The organism is Streptomyces sp. NPDC047982, assembly GCF_043204165.1.
Classification (GTDB): Bacteria; Actinomycetota; Actinomycetes; order Streptomycetales; family Streptomycetaceae; genus Streptomyces.
This window is the reverse complement of sequence record NZ_JBIDBS010000010.1, coordinates 224,295-241,226: the sequence shown is the minus strand read 5'-3', so window position 1 is coordinate 241,226 and position 16,932 is coordinate 224,295. Positions and strand designations below refer to the sequence as shown.

Annotated in this window: 16 protein-coding genes; 13 read left to right on the top strand and 3 right to left on the bottom strand. The window is 70.8% G+C overall.

Going from position 1 to position 16,932, the window contains the following annotated elements; all coding sequences use genetic code 11:
- Positions 1 to 114: 114 nt before the first annotated feature.
- The 8 genes from ACGF2V_RS15605 (at position 115) to ACGF2V_RS15570 (ending at position 7,023) form a co-directional block, all read left to right on the top strand.
- Positions 115 to 759, top strand: coding sequence for an HAD family hydrolase (locus ACGF2V_RS15605; protein ID WP_362705918.1), 645 nt, complete (start codon positions 115 to 117; stop codon positions 757 to 759).
- A gap of 54 nt (positions 760 to 813) precedes the next feature.
- Positions 814 to 2,019 carry an MFS transporter gene (locus ACGF2V_RS15600; RefSeq protein ID WP_362706278.1) on the top strand — a complete coding sequence of 402 codons (1,206 nt, stop codon included), beginning with the start codon at positions 814 to 816 and terminating at the stop codon, positions 2,017 to 2,019.
- The gene (locus ACGF2V_RS15595) at positions 1,988 to 3,160 is read left to right on the top strand and encodes an acetoin utilization protein AcuC (protein ID WP_362621765.1); all 1,173 of its coding nucleotides are present in this window, start codon (positions 1,988 to 1,990) and stop codon (positions 3,158 to 3,160) included. The genes ACGF2V_RS15600 and ACGF2V_RS15595 overlap by 32 nt, the downstream gene beginning before the upstream one ends.
- A 122-nt stretch (positions 3,161 to 3,282) precedes the next feature.
- Positions 3,283 to 4,101: a phosphatase gene (locus ACGF2V_RS15590; RefSeq protein ID WP_362705921.1), complete on the top strand. Its 819-nt coding sequence runs from the start codon at positions 3,283 to 3,285 to the stop codon at positions 4,099 to 4,101.
- Between the two features lie 128 nt (positions 4,102 to 4,229).
- Positions 4,230 to 4,442 (top strand): helix-turn-helix domain-containing protein, encoded by a 213-nt coding sequence (locus ACGF2V_RS15585; protein WP_335937133.1) that lies wholly within the window; start codon positions 4,230 to 4,232, stop codon positions 4,440 to 4,442.
- Positions 4,443 to 4,593: 151 nt separating this feature from the next.
- A complete protein-coding gene (locus ACGF2V_RS15580; RefSeq protein ID WP_003948845.1) occupies positions 4,594 to 4,692 on the top strand; it encodes a 30S ribosomal protein bS22 in 99 nt (32 codons plus the stop codon).
- A gap of 183 nt (positions 4,693 to 4,875) precedes the next feature.
- A complete protein-coding gene (locus tag ACGF2V_RS15575) occupies positions 4,876 to 5,976 on the top strand; it encodes an NAD-dependent epimerase/dehydratase family protein (protein WP_362621762.1) in 1,101 nt (366 codons plus the stop codon).
- 15 nt (positions 5,977 to 5,991) lie between these two features.
- Entirely contained in the window at positions 5,992 to 7,023 is a 1,032-nt protein-coding gene (locus tag ACGF2V_RS15570) for a lysophospholipid acyltransferase family protein (protein ID WP_362621760.1), read from the top strand.
- Between the two features lie 89 nt (positions 7,024 to 7,112).
- On the opposite strand, the gene ACGF2V_RS15565 is transcribed toward ACGF2V_RS15570, so the two are convergent.
- The 3 genes from ACGF2V_RS15565 to ACGF2V_RS15555 form a co-directional block, all read right to left on the bottom strand.
- Positions 7,113 to 8,306 (bottom strand): DUF5667 domain-containing protein, encoded by a 1,194-nt coding sequence (locus tag ACGF2V_RS15565; protein WP_362621758.1) that lies wholly within the window; start codon positions 8,304 to 8,306, stop codon positions 7,113 to 7,115.
- Between the two features lie 398 nt (positions 8,307 to 8,704).
- Positions 8,705 to 9,481 (bottom strand): ECF subfamily RNA polymerase sigma factor, BldN family, encoded by a 777-nt coding sequence (locus ACGF2V_RS15560; RefSeq protein ID WP_362621756.1) that lies wholly within the window; start codon positions 9,479 to 9,481, stop codon positions 8,705 to 8,707.
- 398 nt (positions 9,482 to 9,879) lie between these two features.
- Entirely contained in the window at positions 9,880 to 10,995 is a 1,116-nt protein-coding gene (locus ACGF2V_RS15555; RefSeq protein ID WP_362705924.1) for an HAD-IB family hydrolase, read from the bottom strand.
- A 236-nt stretch (positions 10,996 to 11,231) separates the two neighbouring features.
- Here ACGF2V_RS15555 and ACGF2V_RS15550 point away from each other — a divergent pair, with 236 nt between their 5' ends.
- The 5 genes from ACGF2V_RS15550 (at position 11,232) to ACGF2V_RS15530 (ending at position 16,801) form a co-directional block, all read left to right on the top strand.
- Positions 11,232 to 11,507 (top strand): glutaredoxin family protein, encoded by a 276-nt coding sequence (locus ACGF2V_RS15550; protein ID WP_073787230.1) that lies wholly within the window; start codon positions 11,232 to 11,234, stop codon positions 11,505 to 11,507.
- A 272-nt stretch (positions 11,508 to 11,779) separates the two neighbouring features.
- Positions 11,780 to 12,592, top strand: a complete 813-nt coding sequence (locus ACGF2V_RS15545; RefSeq protein WP_362621752.1) for a redox-sensing transcriptional repressor Rex — start codon at positions 11,780 to 11,782, stop codon at positions 12,590 to 12,592.
- Positions 12,589 to 14,151: a glutamyl-tRNA reductase gene (locus ACGF2V_RS15540; protein ID WP_362705927.1), complete on the top strand. Its 1,563-nt coding sequence runs from the start codon at positions 12,589 to 12,591 to the stop codon at positions 14,149 to 14,151. Before ACGF2V_RS15545 ends, ACGF2V_RS15540 begins: the two co-directional genes overlap by 4 nt.
- A complete protein-coding gene (hemC, locus tag ACGF2V_RS15535) occupies positions 14,148 to 15,134 on the top strand; it encodes a hydroxymethylbilane synthase (RefSeq protein ID WP_362705930.1) in 987 nt (328 codons plus the stop codon). The genes ACGF2V_RS15540 and hemC overlap by 4 nt, the downstream gene beginning before the upstream one ends.
- On the top strand, positions 15,131 to 16,801 hold the full coding sequence (locus ACGF2V_RS15530) for a uroporphyrinogen-III synthase (RefSeq protein ID WP_362621747.1): 1,671 nt from the start codon (positions 15,131 to 15,133) through the stop codon (positions 16,799 to 16,801). The genes hemC and ACGF2V_RS15530 overlap by 4 nt, the downstream gene beginning before the upstream one ends.
- Positions 16,802 to 16,932 lie beyond the last annotated feature (131 nt).

Sequence of the window (16,932 nt, the reverse complement as noted above, 5' to 3'; positions counted from 1 at the left end):
ACTGCAGGGGGGACCCTGTGGGAGAGTAGGTCGCCGCCGAACAGTTTTTGTGGGGAAGCCCCGCACCCTTGTGGTGCGGGGCTTTCTCGCGTTCAGAGCGTCTAGTCTCGGACCATGCGCTACGAACTGGTCATCTTCGACAACGACGGGGTGCTCGTGGACAGCGAGCCGATCTCCAACACGGTCCTGGCCGAGTACCTCACCGAACTCGGCCACCCCACCTCGTACCAGGAAAGCCTTCGGGACTACATGGGGGCCGCCGTGCACCGCGTGCACGATCTCGTCGAGGAAAGAACGGGGGAGAAGCTGCCCGACGACTTCGACGAGGCGTTTCACTCGCGCGTTTTCGCGGCGTTCCGCCAGGAGCTGGAGCCGGTGCCGGGCGTCGAGGACGTGCTGGCGGGGCTCGTCGCCGACGGGGTGGCCTACTGCGTGGCGTCGTCCAGCAGCCACGAGCGGATCCGGGTCGGGCACCGCAAGACCGGGCTGGATCAGTGGTTCGAAGAGGACTGGATCTTCAGCGTGGACGATGTCGGCCGCGGCAAGCCGGCGCCCGACCTGTTCCTGCACGCCGCCGAACGGATGGGCTTCGCCCCCGAGCGGTGCGTCGTCATCGAGGACAGCCCGCTCGGCGTTCAGGCGGCGCGGGCCGCGGGGATGGACGTGTACGGGTTCACGTCGATGATGCCGGCGGACCGGCTCGCCGGGGTGACGGGCTTCTTCTCCGACATGAGTCAACTGCGGGACATGCTCACGTGATCTCTCTACCCACGGGTAGAGACCGGCCCTACGCTCGCGACCATGACTGTGGCCATGACAGAAGTGCGCCTGCGGCACGGCAGGGCCTCCCTCACGCTGAGCTTCTTCGCGCAGGGAGTGACGTTCGCTCTGCTCGTGACACGGATACCCGCGATCCAGGACCGGTATGGAATATCCGACGGGCTGCTGCCGGTGTTTCTGGCCGCGGTGCCGATCCTCGCCGGTGTGGGCAGCGTGGTCACCGAGAAGGTGGTCGCACGGGTGCGGCCGGGCATCGTACTGAGGTGGGCGCAGCCCCTGGTGATGCTCGCGCTGCTCGCCGCCGCAGCAGGTGACACGCTGTGGGAAGCGGCGCTGGCGCTCGGGATGTTCGGGCTCGCCGTCGGGGCGCTCGACGCCTCCATGAACATGATCGGGGTCGGTCTCCAACGGGCTTACGGGCGTTCCATCATGCTCGGGTTCCATGCGGCGTACAGCCTGGGCGGGATCGCCGGGGCGTCGATGGCGTGGGCCGGGGCTCACTGGAACCTCTCGCTGCTGATGTCGTACTTCTCGGCCGTCGTCGTGCTGCTGCCCGCCGCGTTCATCGGGAGCCGCTGGTACGTCGAGGGCGGGACGGCCGCCTCGGGGCGGGAGGAGGAGCAGGGCAAGGGCGGTGCCTCGGTCTCCTTCAAGCTGTTGATGCCGCTCTGTCTGGTGATGAGCTTCGCGTACATCGGAGACTCGACGGTCTCCAACTGGAGCGCCAAGTACCTGCACGACGTGCTGGGGAGTTCGGAGCAGCTGTCGACCGTTCCGTACAACGTCTACATGGTGACGACGCTGCTGGGACGGGCCGTCGGTGACTTCGGGGTGCGGCGGTTCGGCACCGTGGCCGTGGTGCGGTTCGGGAGCGTGCTGGCGGCCGCCGGGTTCGCCGTGGTCGCGGGGGCGGGCGGGGCATGGGTGGGGATGCTCGGGTTCATGATGTTGGGGTTCGGGCTGTGCGTGGTCATGCCGCAGACGTTCGTCGCCGCCGGGCGGATGTTCCCGGGCGCGAGCGAGAAGGCCATCGCGCGGCTCAACGTCTTCAACTACGTGGGATTCCTGATCGGTTCGCCGCTCGTGGGCGTGCTGGGGGACGCGTGGAGCTACCGCGGGGCGATGCTCGTGCCGATGGTGCTGGTGCTGGCGACGCTCGCGTACGCCAAGTCGTTCGACACGCCACCCGCCCGATACGGTGGCGGGCATGAGCGGCCGCACACAGCTGATGTGGGATGACGCAGTCACGGGATACGACTTCGGGGAAGGCCACCCGATGGACCCCGTGCGACTCGCGCTGACGATGGGGCTGGTGCGGGCACTGGGTCTCGACCGCGCGGTGGACGTGGTGGCGGCCAGGCCCGCCGGGGACTCGACGCTGCGCCTGGTGCACCGCGAGGACTACGTGGCGGCCGTGCGCGCGGCCTCCGCCGATCCGGAGCGGGCCGATCAGCGCTACGGGCTCGGGACGGTCGACGACCCCGCGTTCAGGGGGATGCACGAGGTCTCGGCTCTGATTGCCGGGCAGTCGGTGGCCGCGGCCGAGGCGGTGTGGCGCGGCGACACCACGCACGCCGTGAACTTCGCCGGCGGGCTGCACCACGCCATGCCGGGCGGCGCGGCCGGGTTCTGCGTCTACAACGACGCGGCGCTCGCCATCGCGCGGATGCTGGAACTGGGCGCCGAACGGGTCGCGTACGTCGATGTGGACGTGCACCACGGCGACGGGGTGCAGGCGGCGTTCGGCGAGGACCCGCGGGTCCTGACCGTGTCGCTGCACGAGCACCCGCGCACCCTCTTTCCGCAGACCGGCTGGCCGCAGGAGACCGGCACCGGGGCGGGCGAGGGCAGCGCGGTGAACGTGGCGCTGCCCGCCGGCACCGGCGACGCGGGCTGGCTGCGCGCGTTCCACGCGGTGGTGCCGGAGCTGATGGCGGACTTCCGGCCGCAGGTCCTGGTCACCCAGCACGGGGCCGACACGCACTTCGAGGACCCGCTCGCCCACTTCGCGGTGTCGCTGGACGCTCAGCGTGCGGTGATGGCGGCCTGTCACGACCTCGCCCACGCCCACGCGGAAGGCGGGCGCTGGATCGCGCTCGGAGGCGGCGGATACGAGGTGGTCGACGTGGTGCCGCGGTCCTGGGCGCATCTGGTGGGGATCGCTGCGCACGCACCGGTGGACCCCGGGTCGGTGATCCCGTCCTCATGGCGGGACGAGGTCTATGCCAGGACACGGCGGTGGGGGCCGGCCCGGATGACGGACGGGCGTGCTCCCTCCTGGAGGCCGTGGGAGGAAGGGTACGACCCGGCGGACCGGCTCGACCAGGCGGTGCTGGCGACCCGGCGGGCGGCGTTCCCGCTGCGGGGGCTGCTGGCCTGAGACCGCGTCTCCCCGCGCCGCGTACGGGCGTTGTCGTACGCGATCGAGGCCCGTTACGCCAACCGTGGTGCTTCGCCCGGTTTTTGGCCTCCCTTTCGGGTGGTTGCGCAAGCATCGGCGGGGTGTCGAGCACCGGAGCGCTGCGTGCGCATCTGCCGAGGGCACGGCTGGCCGGGCCCGTGGCCACGACGTGGGAGGCGAGCCTGCGGAGCTATCGGCTCTTCGCGGCCCGGGATCCGCGCATGACGCTCGGCCTTTCCCCCGAGGGGAATGGGGACGAGCCCGACCTTCTTCGTCTGATGACTGACAAGTGCGGGGTCTGCGACGACCCCGTTCTCGTCCCGGGCCCCGACATGATCGATCCGATGCGGACCCTGGCGGGGCTGGAGGCGTTCGCCGGGCGGTTGTCGAAGGCCGTGTCGCGGCGGTCGCCGGTGCTGTTCGAGACGGGGCACCCGCACCGGCTGCTCGGTTTCTACGCAGCGCTGGCAGACGCCGCGTCGGCGGTGGGATGTCCCGTCCTCACTCCCGCGCAGGGGCGATGTATCGACATAACGACCCGGTTCGGCGTACGCACCAGCCGCCTCGATTACGTACGAGGGGTCGCGATGGTGCGCGAGCCGGGCGCGCGGAATCCCGGCGACGGCACCGGCGCACACACCCACTCGCCGCTGTCGGTACGGGTCGTCCTGGACGTGGCCGCGGCGAGCGACGGGCGGCTCCCCGGGCTGGTCGTGGGGGACTACGGGTGGGTCTGCGGGGCAGGTCAGCCGGGCATCGAGGCGATCGGGCCGACGGACACGGACGACTCCGCGCTGTTCGTCGGGGAGGCCCTGGGGGAGGGTGTCGGTTTCGCCGTGTCGCTCGACGACGCCGTGCGGTCCGCCGCCTCCCTGCTGCTCACTCGCCATGTACTCGATCGGGCGTGTCTGTCACAGTAGGCGGCCGATCACCTCTCCTCTTCCCCACTCGCATCACCCGCCCCTAATCTGGGGAGTGAGCGCACAACGACGAAGAGTCACCGGAGGGGAAGCCGGTGCGCGTCTCGTGCGGAAGGTACAGGTGGGTCATGGCTGCTGGCAGCGAAAGGCCTCTCAATGAGGTCAAGTTTCTGACCGTGGCGGAAGTCGCCGCGGTCATGAGGGTGTCGAAGATGACCGTGTACCGTTTGGTGCACAGTGGTCATCTGCCGGCGATCCGGGTGGGCAGGTCCTTCCGGGTCCCGGAGCAAGCGGTTCACGAGTATCTCCGCGAGTCCTTCGTGGGGGTGGAATCCGCCTGATATCGGGGCGGAGTCCACCTGATATTCGCCTCGGATTACGTCCCTCACTCGGTGGCGGGTAGGCTAGGCCGACGTAGGTCGTGTGGGCCCAGACGCCCCGCACCGATCCCCGCTGGCGTGGGGATGTTCCGAGAAGTGAGCGAGGGTAGTCGTGGGCTCTGTTATCAAGAAGCGGCGCAAGCGGATGGCCAAGAAGAAGCACCGCAAGCTGCTCAAGCGCACGCGCGTTCAGCGTCGCAACAAGAAGTAAGCGAACGCGGTTCGTGATTCCGCAGCCCTCCCGTCGAAATGACGGGAGGGCTGCGGCGCGTTGGGGAGAGGTACCCGCATTCGGGCCAACCGTCGGGGGAAGCCCGCCGCGAGGGCGCCGCGGGGCGGCGTCCACCCGCTACGGTGACGGCCAGGTGAAACCTTTCGACGGAAGGCGCTGATCTTGGGAAAGGTCGTGCTGGTCACGGGAGCGGCCCGGCAGCTCGGCGGCCGTTTCGTGCGGCGCATCCAGCGTGACCCGGAGGTGGACCGGGTGATCGCCGTCGACGCGGTCGCGCCCGGGCACTCGCTGGGCGACGCCCGGTTCGTGACGGCGGACATCCGTCGGCCCACGATCGCGAGGGTTCTCGCGGAGCACGCGGTCGACACGGTCGTCCATCTGGACGTCTCCGCGAAGTCGGCCGGTACGGGCGGGCGGACGGCGGTCAAGGAGACCAACGTCATCGGCACGATGCAGCTGCTGGGGGCCTGCCAGAAGGCGCCGGGCGTACGGCGGCTGGTGGTCAAGTCCAGTACGAACGTGTACGGTTCCGCGCCTCGCGATCCGGCGGTCTTCGGTGAGACGACTCCGCCCAAGTCCCTGCCCAGCGGGGGTTTCGCGAAGGACGTGGTGGAGGTCGAGGGGTACGTGCGGGGCTTCGCGCGCCGTCGGCCGGACGTCGCGGTGTGCGTGCTCAGGTTCGCGAACATCCTGGGGCCGGAGGCGGATTCGCCGCTCGCCGACTATCTGTCGCTGCCCGTTCTGCCGACGGTGTTCGGGTACGACCCGAGACTCCAGTTCGTGCACGAGGACGATGTCGTCGACGTCCTGGGCATCGCCTCGCGGGAGCCGAGGCGCGGGACGCTGAACAGCGGCACCTTCAACATCGCCGGGGACGGGGTGCTGCTGCTCTCGCAGTGCGCGCGGCGGCTGGGGCGGCCGACGATGCCGTTGCTGCTGCCCGCCGTCACCTGGGTCGGTCAGGCCCTGCGCCGGGTCGGCATGACGGACTTCTCGCCGGAGCAGATCCGGCTGCTGACGCACGGCCGGGTGGTCTCGACCGTCCAGATGCGCGAGACCCTGGGCTTCCACCCGGGGTTCACCACCGCGGAGACGTTCGCGGAGTTCGCGCGCGGTCAGGGGTCCGGGCTGCTGCCGCCGGAGGTGGTGGGGCGGGCGATCGACAGGCTGGCAGCCGCACCATTCATCGGGGCTGCGGGCGAGTCACCGCGGATCACCGGGGCGGGCTGCACATCCCCGACCCCCAGCGCCGGCAGGCAGTAGAGGAGCGCATCGACGATGGCGGATGCCAAGGTCATTCCGTTCGACGACGACCGTTCGCGGTCGGGCGGCCCACCGCGCTCCGCGCGACGCCGGCCCACCGCGGCCTCCGTGCCCGGCACCGCGGCCGTCAGTGCCCTGCCGGGGCAGCAGGACGCCGAGTCGCCGTGGGAGGAGGCCCGGGAGGCCGGGCAGGCGCGGGAGAACGCAGACGGCTGGGAGCGGCGGATCGCCGCCGGGCTCGCGTTCCTGCGACGGCGGGTCACCGGCGAGTACGACGTCGACGAGTTCGGGTACGACGAGGAACTGACCGACCAGGTCCTCATGTCGATGCTGCGGCCGTTGTACGAGAAGTACTTCCGGGTCGAGGTGAAGGGCATCGAGAACATCCCGTCGGACGGCGGCGCGCTCATCGTGTCCAACCACTCGGGCACGCTGCCGCTCGACGCGCTCATGCTCCAGGTCGCCGTGCACGACAATCATCCGGCGGGGCGGCATCTACGGTTGCTCGCCGCCGATCTCGTCTTCGTACTGCCCGTGGTGAGCGAGCTGGCCCGGAAGGCCGGTCACACGCTGGCATGCACGGAGGACGCGGAGCGGCTGCTGGGGCGGGGCGAGATCGTCGGGGTGATGCCGGAGGGTTTCAAGGGCATCGGCAAGCCGTTCGGCGAGCGGTACAAGCTTCAGCGCTTCGGCCGGGGTGGTTTTGTCTCCACGGCCTTGCGGGCAGGCGTGCCGATCATTCCGTGCTCGATCGTGGGCGCTGAGGAGATCTATCCGATGATCGGCAACTCCCGGACGCTGGCCCGGCTGCTCGGGTTTCCGTACTTCCCGATCACGCCGACGTTCCCCTGGCTGGGCCCGCTGGGGGCGGTGCCGCTGCCGACGAAGTGGACGATCCAGTTCGGGGAACCGATCTCCACGAGCGGGTATCCGGTGGAGGCGGCGGACGACCCGATGCTGATGTTCAACCTGACGGATCAGGTGCGTGAGCAGATTCAGCACACCTTGTACAAGCTGCTGGTGCACCGGAGGTCGGTGTTCTTCTGACGGGTTCTTCCGCCGGAGCCTTCCGGCGGCTCACCCCTCGATCGCCGGACCGGCTCGGGACGGCCGACGATCGAAGGATGGCTGACGGGTCACTCGTCCACGTGCTCGCTGTCGATCCCCAGGCCGGGGAGCAGCCCGGGCAGGAGCGGGGGCAGCGTGACGTCCGGGGACGGCGGCGGGCTGACCCGGTCGCCGGTGGACGGGTCGCTGCCCGGCGGCTGGGTGCCGAACAGTCCGTCCGTGCCACCGGAGAGCAGGCCGTCGGACGTGGCGCTGCCGGAGCCGCCGGACGGGTGGGGCGTGGCGCTGTCGCCCGTACGACTGTGGGAGGCGTCCGGCGCGGAGGGCGTGGTCGCGCCCGTACGCGACGGGGCGGTGTCCCGTTCCCCGGAGTCGGACCGCTTCGCGTCGTCGTCCCTGTCCGGGCTGCGGGGCAGTAGCGACTGGAGCGGCCCGACTTCCTCGTCTATGGCGTCGAACACCGAGCTGACCTGGTCGCCGATGTCGGTCAGTTGAAGCGGCAGCCGGTCGCGCAGGCTGCTCCAGCTCCCGCGGTGCGAACGGGAGAAGGAATCCAGGGCCTGGATCGGGCCGATGGCGCCGTCCTGCTGGTAGGCCGCGCGGAGCAGCCGGTGGCCTTCGGTGGCGTCGTGCGTCATGCCGTTGAGCGTGCGCCGGATCTCACCGAGCTGTTCGTGGTCGAGGTCGCCGGAACGGGCACGTTCCATCAGGCGGCGGGCTTCGCTCAGCCGGGTCGACGCCTGGTCGAGGTAGACCTCGCCGCGGTCGGCGTCGCCGCTGGCCAGCCCGAGGTGGATGTCCTCCATGCCGCGCTTGAGCCCGTACAGCGAATCACCCGGGAGGGCGTCGGAACTGGCAGCGGCCACTCCGCCGAAGGCCCCCGCCGCGACACCGACGGTGAGGCCGCCGGCCGCGAGCCCCTTCGACCAGCGTGAACGCGGACGCAGTTTCCGGAGCGCGGAGGCCCGGTGGGCGCCCTTCGTGCGCTGCTCGGGCACCGTAGGGCCCGCGGACGCGCCGCCCTCGGCGAGCATGGCCTCCATGGCGGCGACGAGCTGGGCTCGCTGCACCATTTTGACTTCGGGATCCAACTCCGGCCGCGGTAGCTCACCGAGGCCGTTCGCCAGGGCCAACAGCGGTCCGTGGCCGGCCGGTTCGGCCGCTTCCTCGGACTGTGCGGCCGCCTCGTCGTGGGGCGGCTGCTCCTCCAGGGCCTGGGCGAAGGCGTTCGCCCGCCGGTGGGCCGAAACGTGTGCGATCACTGGCGGCACCTCCTCTCGTCATGACGGTCGACTCCCCTGGGTGTCCGGAAGGTTGTACACCTTGAGCGCTTCCACACGAATGAGTGAGTGTCAGCGGACATGGGTGACGACAGGGGGCCTGCAACCGACACAACGAGAGGCGCGGCACAGGGGTTACGCAAGAAGAGTGACCGGACTTTGGGTGAGGAAGGTTTCGCCGTGAGTGACGTGGCGGGGTCGGCAGGGCCGGGGTGACCGGTCGGGGGAGGGTGATCGGGCCGTGGTCGGCCGCATGGGCGGCCGGTCGATCGGGAGGGCGCGTCCGGGACGGTGATGCCGTGATGGTTCGGCCGGGGAGTGCTTGTTCGGGACTGTGCGGTCGGTCGGGGCCGTGCGGCCGGGGAGGGGAGGAGGGCTGCTCAGCGGGCGTCGTCCGGCAGGAGCCGGGCCAGGGTGCGGACGGCGCGGTACTGCAGGGTCTTGATCGCGCCCTCGTTCTTCCCCATGACGCGGGCGGTCTCGGCGACCGAGAGGCCCTGGAGGAAGCGGAGGGTCACGCACTCCTGCTGCTGCGGGTTGAGCCGCCGCACGGCCTGGAGCAGGGCGGCGTTGGAGAGGGATTCCAGGACGGAGTCCTCCGGGCTGCGCTCGACCTCGTTGGCGTCGAGCATCTCGCCGGTGGTCACCTCCAGGCGGAAGCGGCTGGACTTGAAGTGGTCGGCGACGAGGTTGCGGGCGATCGTGACCAGCCAGGCGCCGAAGTCGCGGCCCTGCCAGGTGAACGTCGAGATGCGGCGCAGGGCGCGCAGGAACGTCTCACTGGTCAGATCCTCCGCCGTGGCCTTGCCGCCCACGCGGTAGTAGATGTAGCGGTAGACGGTGTCGCTGTACTGGTCGTAGAGGCGGCCGAAGGCTTCGGCCTCGCCGGCCTGCGCGCGCTCGACGAGTTCCATCATGCGCGCGCTGTCGCTGTCGGCGGTGGGACGGCGGACGGTGGACGTGGTTGTTGCGCCGCGGCCGCCGCGTCTTCCGACCGCCGCACCGCGTTCGGCCATGGCGTAGCAGGGGCCGACAGGCGCGGAGGCGGCGAATGCGGGTACGGCGTACGCGGTGGGGACGAAGCCGCGCAAGAGGTTGGCGACCGATGCGCGCAGCGTAGCCAGGCCCGAGGCGTCAACCCCGACGTGTGGGTACACGGGACTCCCAGAGGCAGAGCTTCCATCACGTGCAGTGCGAAACCCTCACTCGTCGTAGTGAGTCAGGGGTTCCGGAATGCGTCTGAGGAGAATAACGCTTCGTACAGACAGTGCTACACCCAGTTGCTCAAATCATCGATTACGTCGCTTCTGTAACTAGTAATCGACGCATCAAGTAGCACATCGTGACCGGTTATTGATCGGATTACTTCGTGATTTGCCTGCGTGGCGAAACGTTGTGGCCGAGTCGGTGGGCAAGGAATCCCGATCGGGCCGTGTCCGGGCGCCGCCGGGCGCTGCCCGACGGGCGGTGAACGATTCGATGAGCGACGAACGGCTGTGCGGCCGGTGGGCGGTTCGGCGAAAGGCGGGGCGGTGGCCGTCCGGGCGCGTCGGTGTCAGCGGCGGCGACGGTGCAGCGCGACGGCCGCGGCCGTGCCGCCCGCGAGGGCGCCGACCCCGGCCGCGGCCGGGATGCCGACCTTGGCCGCCTTGCGGCCCGTCCGGTAGTCCCGCAGCCGCCAGTCGCGGGCGCGGGCGTGCCTGCGGAGCTTGGCGTCCGGGTTGATCGCGTACGGATGCCCGACCAGGGACAGCATCGGGATGTCGTTGTGCGAGTCGCTGTACGCGGCGCAGCGGTCGAGGTCGAGGCCCTCGGCGGCGGCCAGGGCGCGGACCGCCTCTGCCTTGGCGGGCCCGTGCAGCGGTTCGCCGACCAGGCGGCCGGTGTAGACGCCGTCGACGGATTCGGCGACCGTGCCGAGCGCGCCGGTCAGGCCGAGGCGCCGGGCGATGATCGTGGCCGTCTCCACGGGGGCGGCGGTGACCAGCCAGACCCGTTGACCGGCGTCCAGGTGGGCCTGGGCGAGGGCGCGGGTGCCGGGCCAGATGCGGTCGGCCATGTACTCGTCGTAGATCTCCTCGCCGATCGCCATCAGTTCGGAGACGGGGTGGCCCTTGACGATGGACAGGGCGCTGTCGCGGGCGTCCTGCATGTGGTCCGGGTCTTCGACGCCGGCCAGCCTGAACCATGCCTGCTGCCAGGCGAAACGGGCCAGTTCGCGGCGCTGGAAGAACTTGCGCTTGTACAGGCCGCGGCCGAAGTGGAAGAGCGCCGCGCCCTGCATGACGGTGTTGTCCAGGTCGAAGAAGGCGGCGGCCCGGTCGTCACCGGCGACGGGGAAGGGGGGTTCCTCGGGCTTCTTCTCCTTGCCCGCGACTTTCTCCTTCCCCTTTTCCTGTTCCTTTTCCTTCCTCTTGGCCTTCTCCGCGCTCTTCTGCTTCTCGGCGGTCTTCGCGTACTTCGCGTTCTTCGCCGTTTTCGCACGGCCGGTGTCCGGAGCCTCGGCGATTTCGGGGGATTCGGGGGCGGTGGTGGCGGAGGGCCGGTCGTCGTCGGGGTGTTCGCTGCGCAGGGCGGACTTCCGCGCAGCCTCGGCTGCGGCCTCGCCTGCCAGCACGCTCCGTGCTGTCGCCGGTCGTCTACGGGGTGTGAGCCATCCAAGAGCGGCCATGTCGTGAGCATAGCCATGTGCTTCGACCCTTCCCGGCCTGCGGGGATGCCGTGCCGTGAACTCTTTGACCGTCGCTTCGTCGACGGAGGGGTGGGGCGTGGACGGACCGAGGCGGGGCGTGGTCCGCGTTCCGGGAGACGCAAGGGGTTCCGGGAGACGCAAGGGTGCGATGCGGGGCGGGGCGCCGGACGGCATGCCGGGCGGGACGGCGTGGTGGTGCGGCGCAGAATGAGTGCATGAGCGCGATGTTCCGACGTACGAAGAAGAACCCCGCCGACCGGACGGTGACCCTCGTGGGCAAGCCGGGGTGTCACCTCTGCGACGACGCGAGGGAGGTGGTGCGGGAGGTGTGCGCGCAGACCGGCGCCTCCTGGGAGGAGAAGGACATCACGCAGGACGAGGCGCTGCACCGTGCGTACTGGGAGCAGATCCCGGTCGTCCTGATCGACGGCGAACAGCACACGTTCTGGCGGGTGGACCCGGGGAGGCTGCGCGACGCACTGGGTTCGTGAGTGAAACCCGGTTACCATCATGGGCGTTTTGAGTGGTCTCGGGGGAGTGGTAGTGAGGAGTGTGTGCCGCTTTGCCCCCTTCGGGTCTGCAACGGATTGACGCCGTCCCCGGTTCCGGGATCGCGCGACGAAAGTGCGTGACCCCGGTCACGTTGACCGGACAAAACGGACACTATCTTTGTGCACACGTTCACAAAGACATAGCCTGCATTCGACGGGGCGGTCATGCGAAACACGGCCGCCTACAGCCCCGCTCATCCCGCAGGAGCACCGTGGCAACTGGCCGAACTCACCGACCGGCGACCCGTAGCCGAGGAATTCCCGAGGCCACCGTCGCCCGGCTTCCGCTGTATCTGCGCGCGTTGACCGCGCTCTCCGAGCGCTCGGTCCCCACGGTTTCGTCCGAGGAACTCGCCGCGGCGGCGGGGGTCAACTCCGCCAAGCTGCGCAAGGACTTCAGCTACCTGGGCTCCTACGGGACGCGCGGGGTCGGGTACGACGTCGAGTATCTCGTCTACCAGATCTCCCGCGAGCTCGGGCTGACCCAGGACTGGCCGGTCGTGATCGTCGGCATCGGTAACCTCGGCGCCGCGCTCGCCAACTACGGCGGCTTCGCCTCCCGTGGTTTCCGGGTCGCCGCCCTGATCGACGCCGATCCCGGGCTGACCGGGACACCCGTCGCCGGAATCCCCGTGCAGCACGCCGACGACCTGGAGACGATCGTCCGGGACAACGGGGTCTCGATCGGCGTCATCTCGACTCCGGCCGGTGCCGCGCAGCAGGTCTGCGACCGGCTCGTCGCCGCGGGCGTCACTTCCATCCTGAACTTCGCGCCGACGGTGCTCTCCGTGCCCGACGGTGTCGACGTCCGCAAGGTGGACCTCTCCATCGAGCTCCAGATCCTCGCCTTCCACGAGCAGCGCAAGTCGGTCGACGACACGGGCGAGGCCGGTCAGGGCACCGCCGGGGTCGCCCAGGACGTGGTCGTGCCGCCCCTGCGGGAGGCGGAAGCGGCGCCGGTGCGTCCGGCCGCCGAAGGCCGTAAGGGACCTGACGGGGACATGCCCGCCGTGATGCCGGCATGAGTCTTCTCGTCGTAGGGCTGAGCCACCGCAGCGCCCCCGTCTCCGTGCTGGAACGGGCCTCGCTGGCGAGTGAGACGCAGGCCAAGCTCCTTCAGGACACTCTCGCCGCGGAGCCCGCGGTCGAGGCCGCCGCGCTGGCCACCTGCAACCGCATCGAGCTGTACGCCGACGTGGACAAGTTCCACGCGGGCGTCGCCGAGCTGTCCACCCTCCTCGCCCAGCACAGCGGCGTGGGTCTGGACGAACTCACTCCATATCTCTATGTGCACTACGAGGACCGGGCCGTCCACCACCTCTTCTCGGTGGCGTGCGGGCTGGACTCGATGGTCGTCGGCGAGGGGCAGATCCTCGGCCAGATCAAGGACGCGCTGGCGCGGGGCCAGGAGCTCCACACCGCGGGCCGGCTGCTGAACGACCTGTTCCAGCAGGCGCTGCGGGTCGGCAAGCGCGCCCACAGCGAGACCGGGATCGACCGGGCGGGGCAGTCGCTCGTCACCTTCGGTCTCGAACAGCTCGCGGCGGGCGAGGACGTCTCCGCATGGGCCCGGGGCAAGCGCGCCCTCGTGATCGGCGCCGGATCGATGTCCTCGCTGGCCGCCGCCACCCTGGCCCGTACCGGGGTCGCCGAGATCGCCGTCGCCAACCGGACCCGGGCCCGTGCCGACCGGCTCGTCGAGATCCTGGCTCAGCCCGGCGGCACCGGAGTGGCCGCGCGCGCCGTGGAGATGGCCGCGGTCCCCGACGAACTGACACGTGCCGACCTCGTCGTCTCGTGCACCGGCGCGACGGGTCTGGTGCTGACCGCCGAGGCCATCGCCGGGGCGCTCGGCCTGCCCTACGAGCCGGAGCACGAGACCGCGGCCTCGCGTGAGCCGGAGCACGAGGCGGCGCCCGAGCCGGAGCACAAGCCGCTCCAGGGGGTGTCGTCCGGAGCGTGGGTCCCCCGGCCGTCCACCGAGTCCGACCGGCACGCCGCCCAGGTCGAGAACGGTGCCGACGGCGCGGTGCGGCAGACCGTTCGCCGGTCCACCGCGTCCGCCCGGAGCGACGCTCCCGTCCGCCTCGCCCTGCTCGACCTCGCCATGCCGCGTGACATCGACGGCGCCGCCGGTCACCTCGACGGGGTGCGCCTCGTCGACATCGAGTCGCTCGCCGAGGTATCCGCGGACGCCCCGATGGCCTCCGACGTGGACCAGGTGCGCGCCATCGTCGCCGACGAGGTGGCCGCTTTCGGTGCCGCTCAGCGGGCCGCCCACATCACCCCGACCGTCGTCGCGCTGCGCGCGATGGCCGCCGACGTGGTCGCGGGCGAGATCGCCCGGCTCGACGGGCGCCTCCCCGGCCTGGACACGAAGCAGCGCGCCGAGATCACGCAGACCGTGCGCCGCGTCGTCGACAAGCTCCTGCACGCGCCCACCGTGCGGGTCAAGCAACTCGCCAGCGAGCCCGGCGGCGCCGGGTACGCCGACGCGCTCCGAGAACTCTTCGACCTCGACCCGCAGACGGTCGCCGCCGTCTCCCGGGCAGACCTGAACGACCCGAATCGAGGGCGGTCATGACCGACAACTCACCCCTGGGCACGGATGCCGCCAAGCCGCTGAGGCTGGGCACCCGGCGCAGCAAGCTCGCCATGGCTCAGTCCGGCCTGGTCGCCGACGCGGTCAGCGAGGTGACCGGGCGGGCCGTCGAGCTCGTCGAGGTCACCACCTACGGCGACGTCTCGCGCGAGCACCTCTCGCAGATCGGCGGCACCGGTGTGTTCGTCGCCGCGCTGCGCGAGGCGCTGCTGCGCGGCGACGTGGACTTCGCCGTCCACTCGCTCAAGGACCTGCCGACCACTCCGCACGAGGGCCTCGTCCTGGCCGCCGTACCGGTGCGCGAGGACCCGCGCGACGTACTGGTGGCGCGGGACGGGCTGACCCTCGGGCAGTTGCCGTCCGGTGCCCGCATCGGCACCGGCTCGCCGCGCCGCATGGCGCAGCTCAACGCGTACGCCCGCAGCCACGGCCTCGACATCGAGACGGTGCCGATCCGGGGCAACGTCGACACGCGTATCGGGTTTGTGCGAAGCGGGGAGCTGGACGCGGTGGTACTCGCCGCGGCCGGGCTCAGCCGCCTCGGCCGGACCGGTGAGGCGACCGACTTCCTGTCGCCCGACACCCTCCTGCCCGCTCCCGGCCAGGGAGCACTGGCGATCGAGTGCGCTGTCGGCAGCGCCGACCTCGTCGCCGCGCTCGGAGAGCTCGACGACCCGTACACCCGGGCCGCCGTGACCGCCGAGCGTGCCCTGCTCGCCGCCCTGGAGGCCGGTTGCTCCGCACCCGTGGGTGCGCTGGCGGACCTCCAGAGCGACGGGCAGGCTGTCAACGAACTGCGCCTGCGCGGTGTCGTCGGTTCCACCGACGGTTCCTCGCTGGTGCAGATGTCCACCACCGGTCCCGTTCCCACGTCGCAGGACGACGCGGCGGCGCTCGGTCGCGAACTCGCGGCCGAGATGCTCGCCAAGGGTGCGGCCGGTCTTATCGGGGAGCGAGCACTTTGAGCCCCACCGGCCCCGCCGCATCCGACTTTCCGGCCGTGTCCGCCCACGGGCACGTCACCTTCCTGGGCGCTGGCCCCGGCGATCCGGGACTGCTGACCCTGCGCGCCGTCGAGGCGCTTGCGAGCGCGGACGTCCTTGTCGCCGAGGCGGACGTCCTCGGGGTCGTTCGCTGCCATGCGCGGGCAGGCGTGAGCACACCCGAGCTGACGGTCGTTGACGCACAGTCAACCGCCGTCGGGGTCCCCGTTCTCAGGGATGCGGTCAATCTTGTCATGGAGGCAGCGAAGGGCGGCAAGCGGGTGGTCCGTGCGGTCCAGGGCGACCCGGGGCTGGACGCGGACGCCGGTGCCGAGATGCTGGCCTGCGCCGCCGCCGGTATCCCCTTCGAGGTCGTGCCGGGTGTCGCCGAGGCCGTGGGCGTGCCCGCGTACGCCGGTGTGCCGCTGCGGGACGCGCAGGGCGCGGACGTCCGGTTCGTGGACGCCCGTACCGCCTCGGACCGTTGCTGGGGCGAGGTCGGCGCGAGCGATGCCACGGCCGTCATTTCGACGACGCTCGACTCGGTGGCCGCGGCAGCCGGTGAGCTGGTCGCGGCGGGCCGCAAGCCCGACACCCCGCTGACCGTGACGGTGGCCGGCACGACGACCCGCCAGCGCACCTGGACGGCGACCCTCGGGACGATCGCGCAGGTGCTGAAGCAGGCGAAGGTGCTGCCGTCGCCGGAGGGGCACCGCCCCGTCATAGCCGTGGTCGGTGAGCGCAGCTCCGCCTCCCGGCGCGACCAGCTCGCGTGGTTCGAGTCCAAGCCGCTGTTCGGCTGGAAGGTGCTCGTCCCGCGGACCAAGGAGCAGGCGGCGTCGCTCTCCGACCAGCTTCGTTCATACGGTGCCGTGCCGCACGAGGTCCCGACGATCGCCGTCGAGCCGCCGCGCACCCCGCAGCAGATGGAGCGCGCGGTCAAGGGCCTGGTCACGGGCCGGTACGAGTGGATCGCCTTCACCAGCGTCAACGCCGTGAAAGCCGTCCGGGAGAAGTTCGAGGAGTACGGGCTCGACGCCCGTGCCTTCGCCGGGATCAAGGTCGCGGCCGTAGGCGAGCAGACCGCCGCCGCGCTCGTCGACTTCGGCGTGAAGCCGGACCTGGTGCCGTCCGGTGAGCAGTCCGCCGCGGGTCTGCTGGAGGACTGGCCGCCGTACGACCCGGTCTTCGACCCGATCGACCGGGTCTTCCTGCCGCGCGCCGACATCGCCACCGAGACGCTGGTGGCGGGCCTCATCGACCTGGGCTGGGAGGTCGACGACGTCACCGCGTACCGCACGGTCCGCGCCTCGCCGCCGCCGGCCGAGACCCGCGAGGCGATCAAGGGCGGCGGGTTCGACGCGGTGCTCTTCACGTCGTCGTCGACGGTCCGGAACCTCGTCGGCATCGCGGGCAAGCCGCACAACGTCACGGTCATCGCATGCATCGGCCCGGCGACGGCCAAGACCGCGGAGGAGCACGGGCTCCGCGTCGACGTGCTGTCGCCGGAACCCTCGGTGCACAAGCTGGCCGAGGCACTCGCCGAGTTCGGCGCGCGGCGCAGGGAGGCGGCGAAGGAGGCCGGCGACCCGGTGACGCGGCCGAGCGAGCGGCGTCCGGGGGCGCGGCGGCGTCGTTCGACGACCTGACGCGTACGGGTACCCGGGGTACCGCTGTCGCGCTGACGCGTACGGGTACCCGGGGTACCGCTGTCGCGCTGACGCGTACGAGAACGCCTCTCGCGAGACCGCGGCATGTTGTACGGAACGGGCGGTCCGGC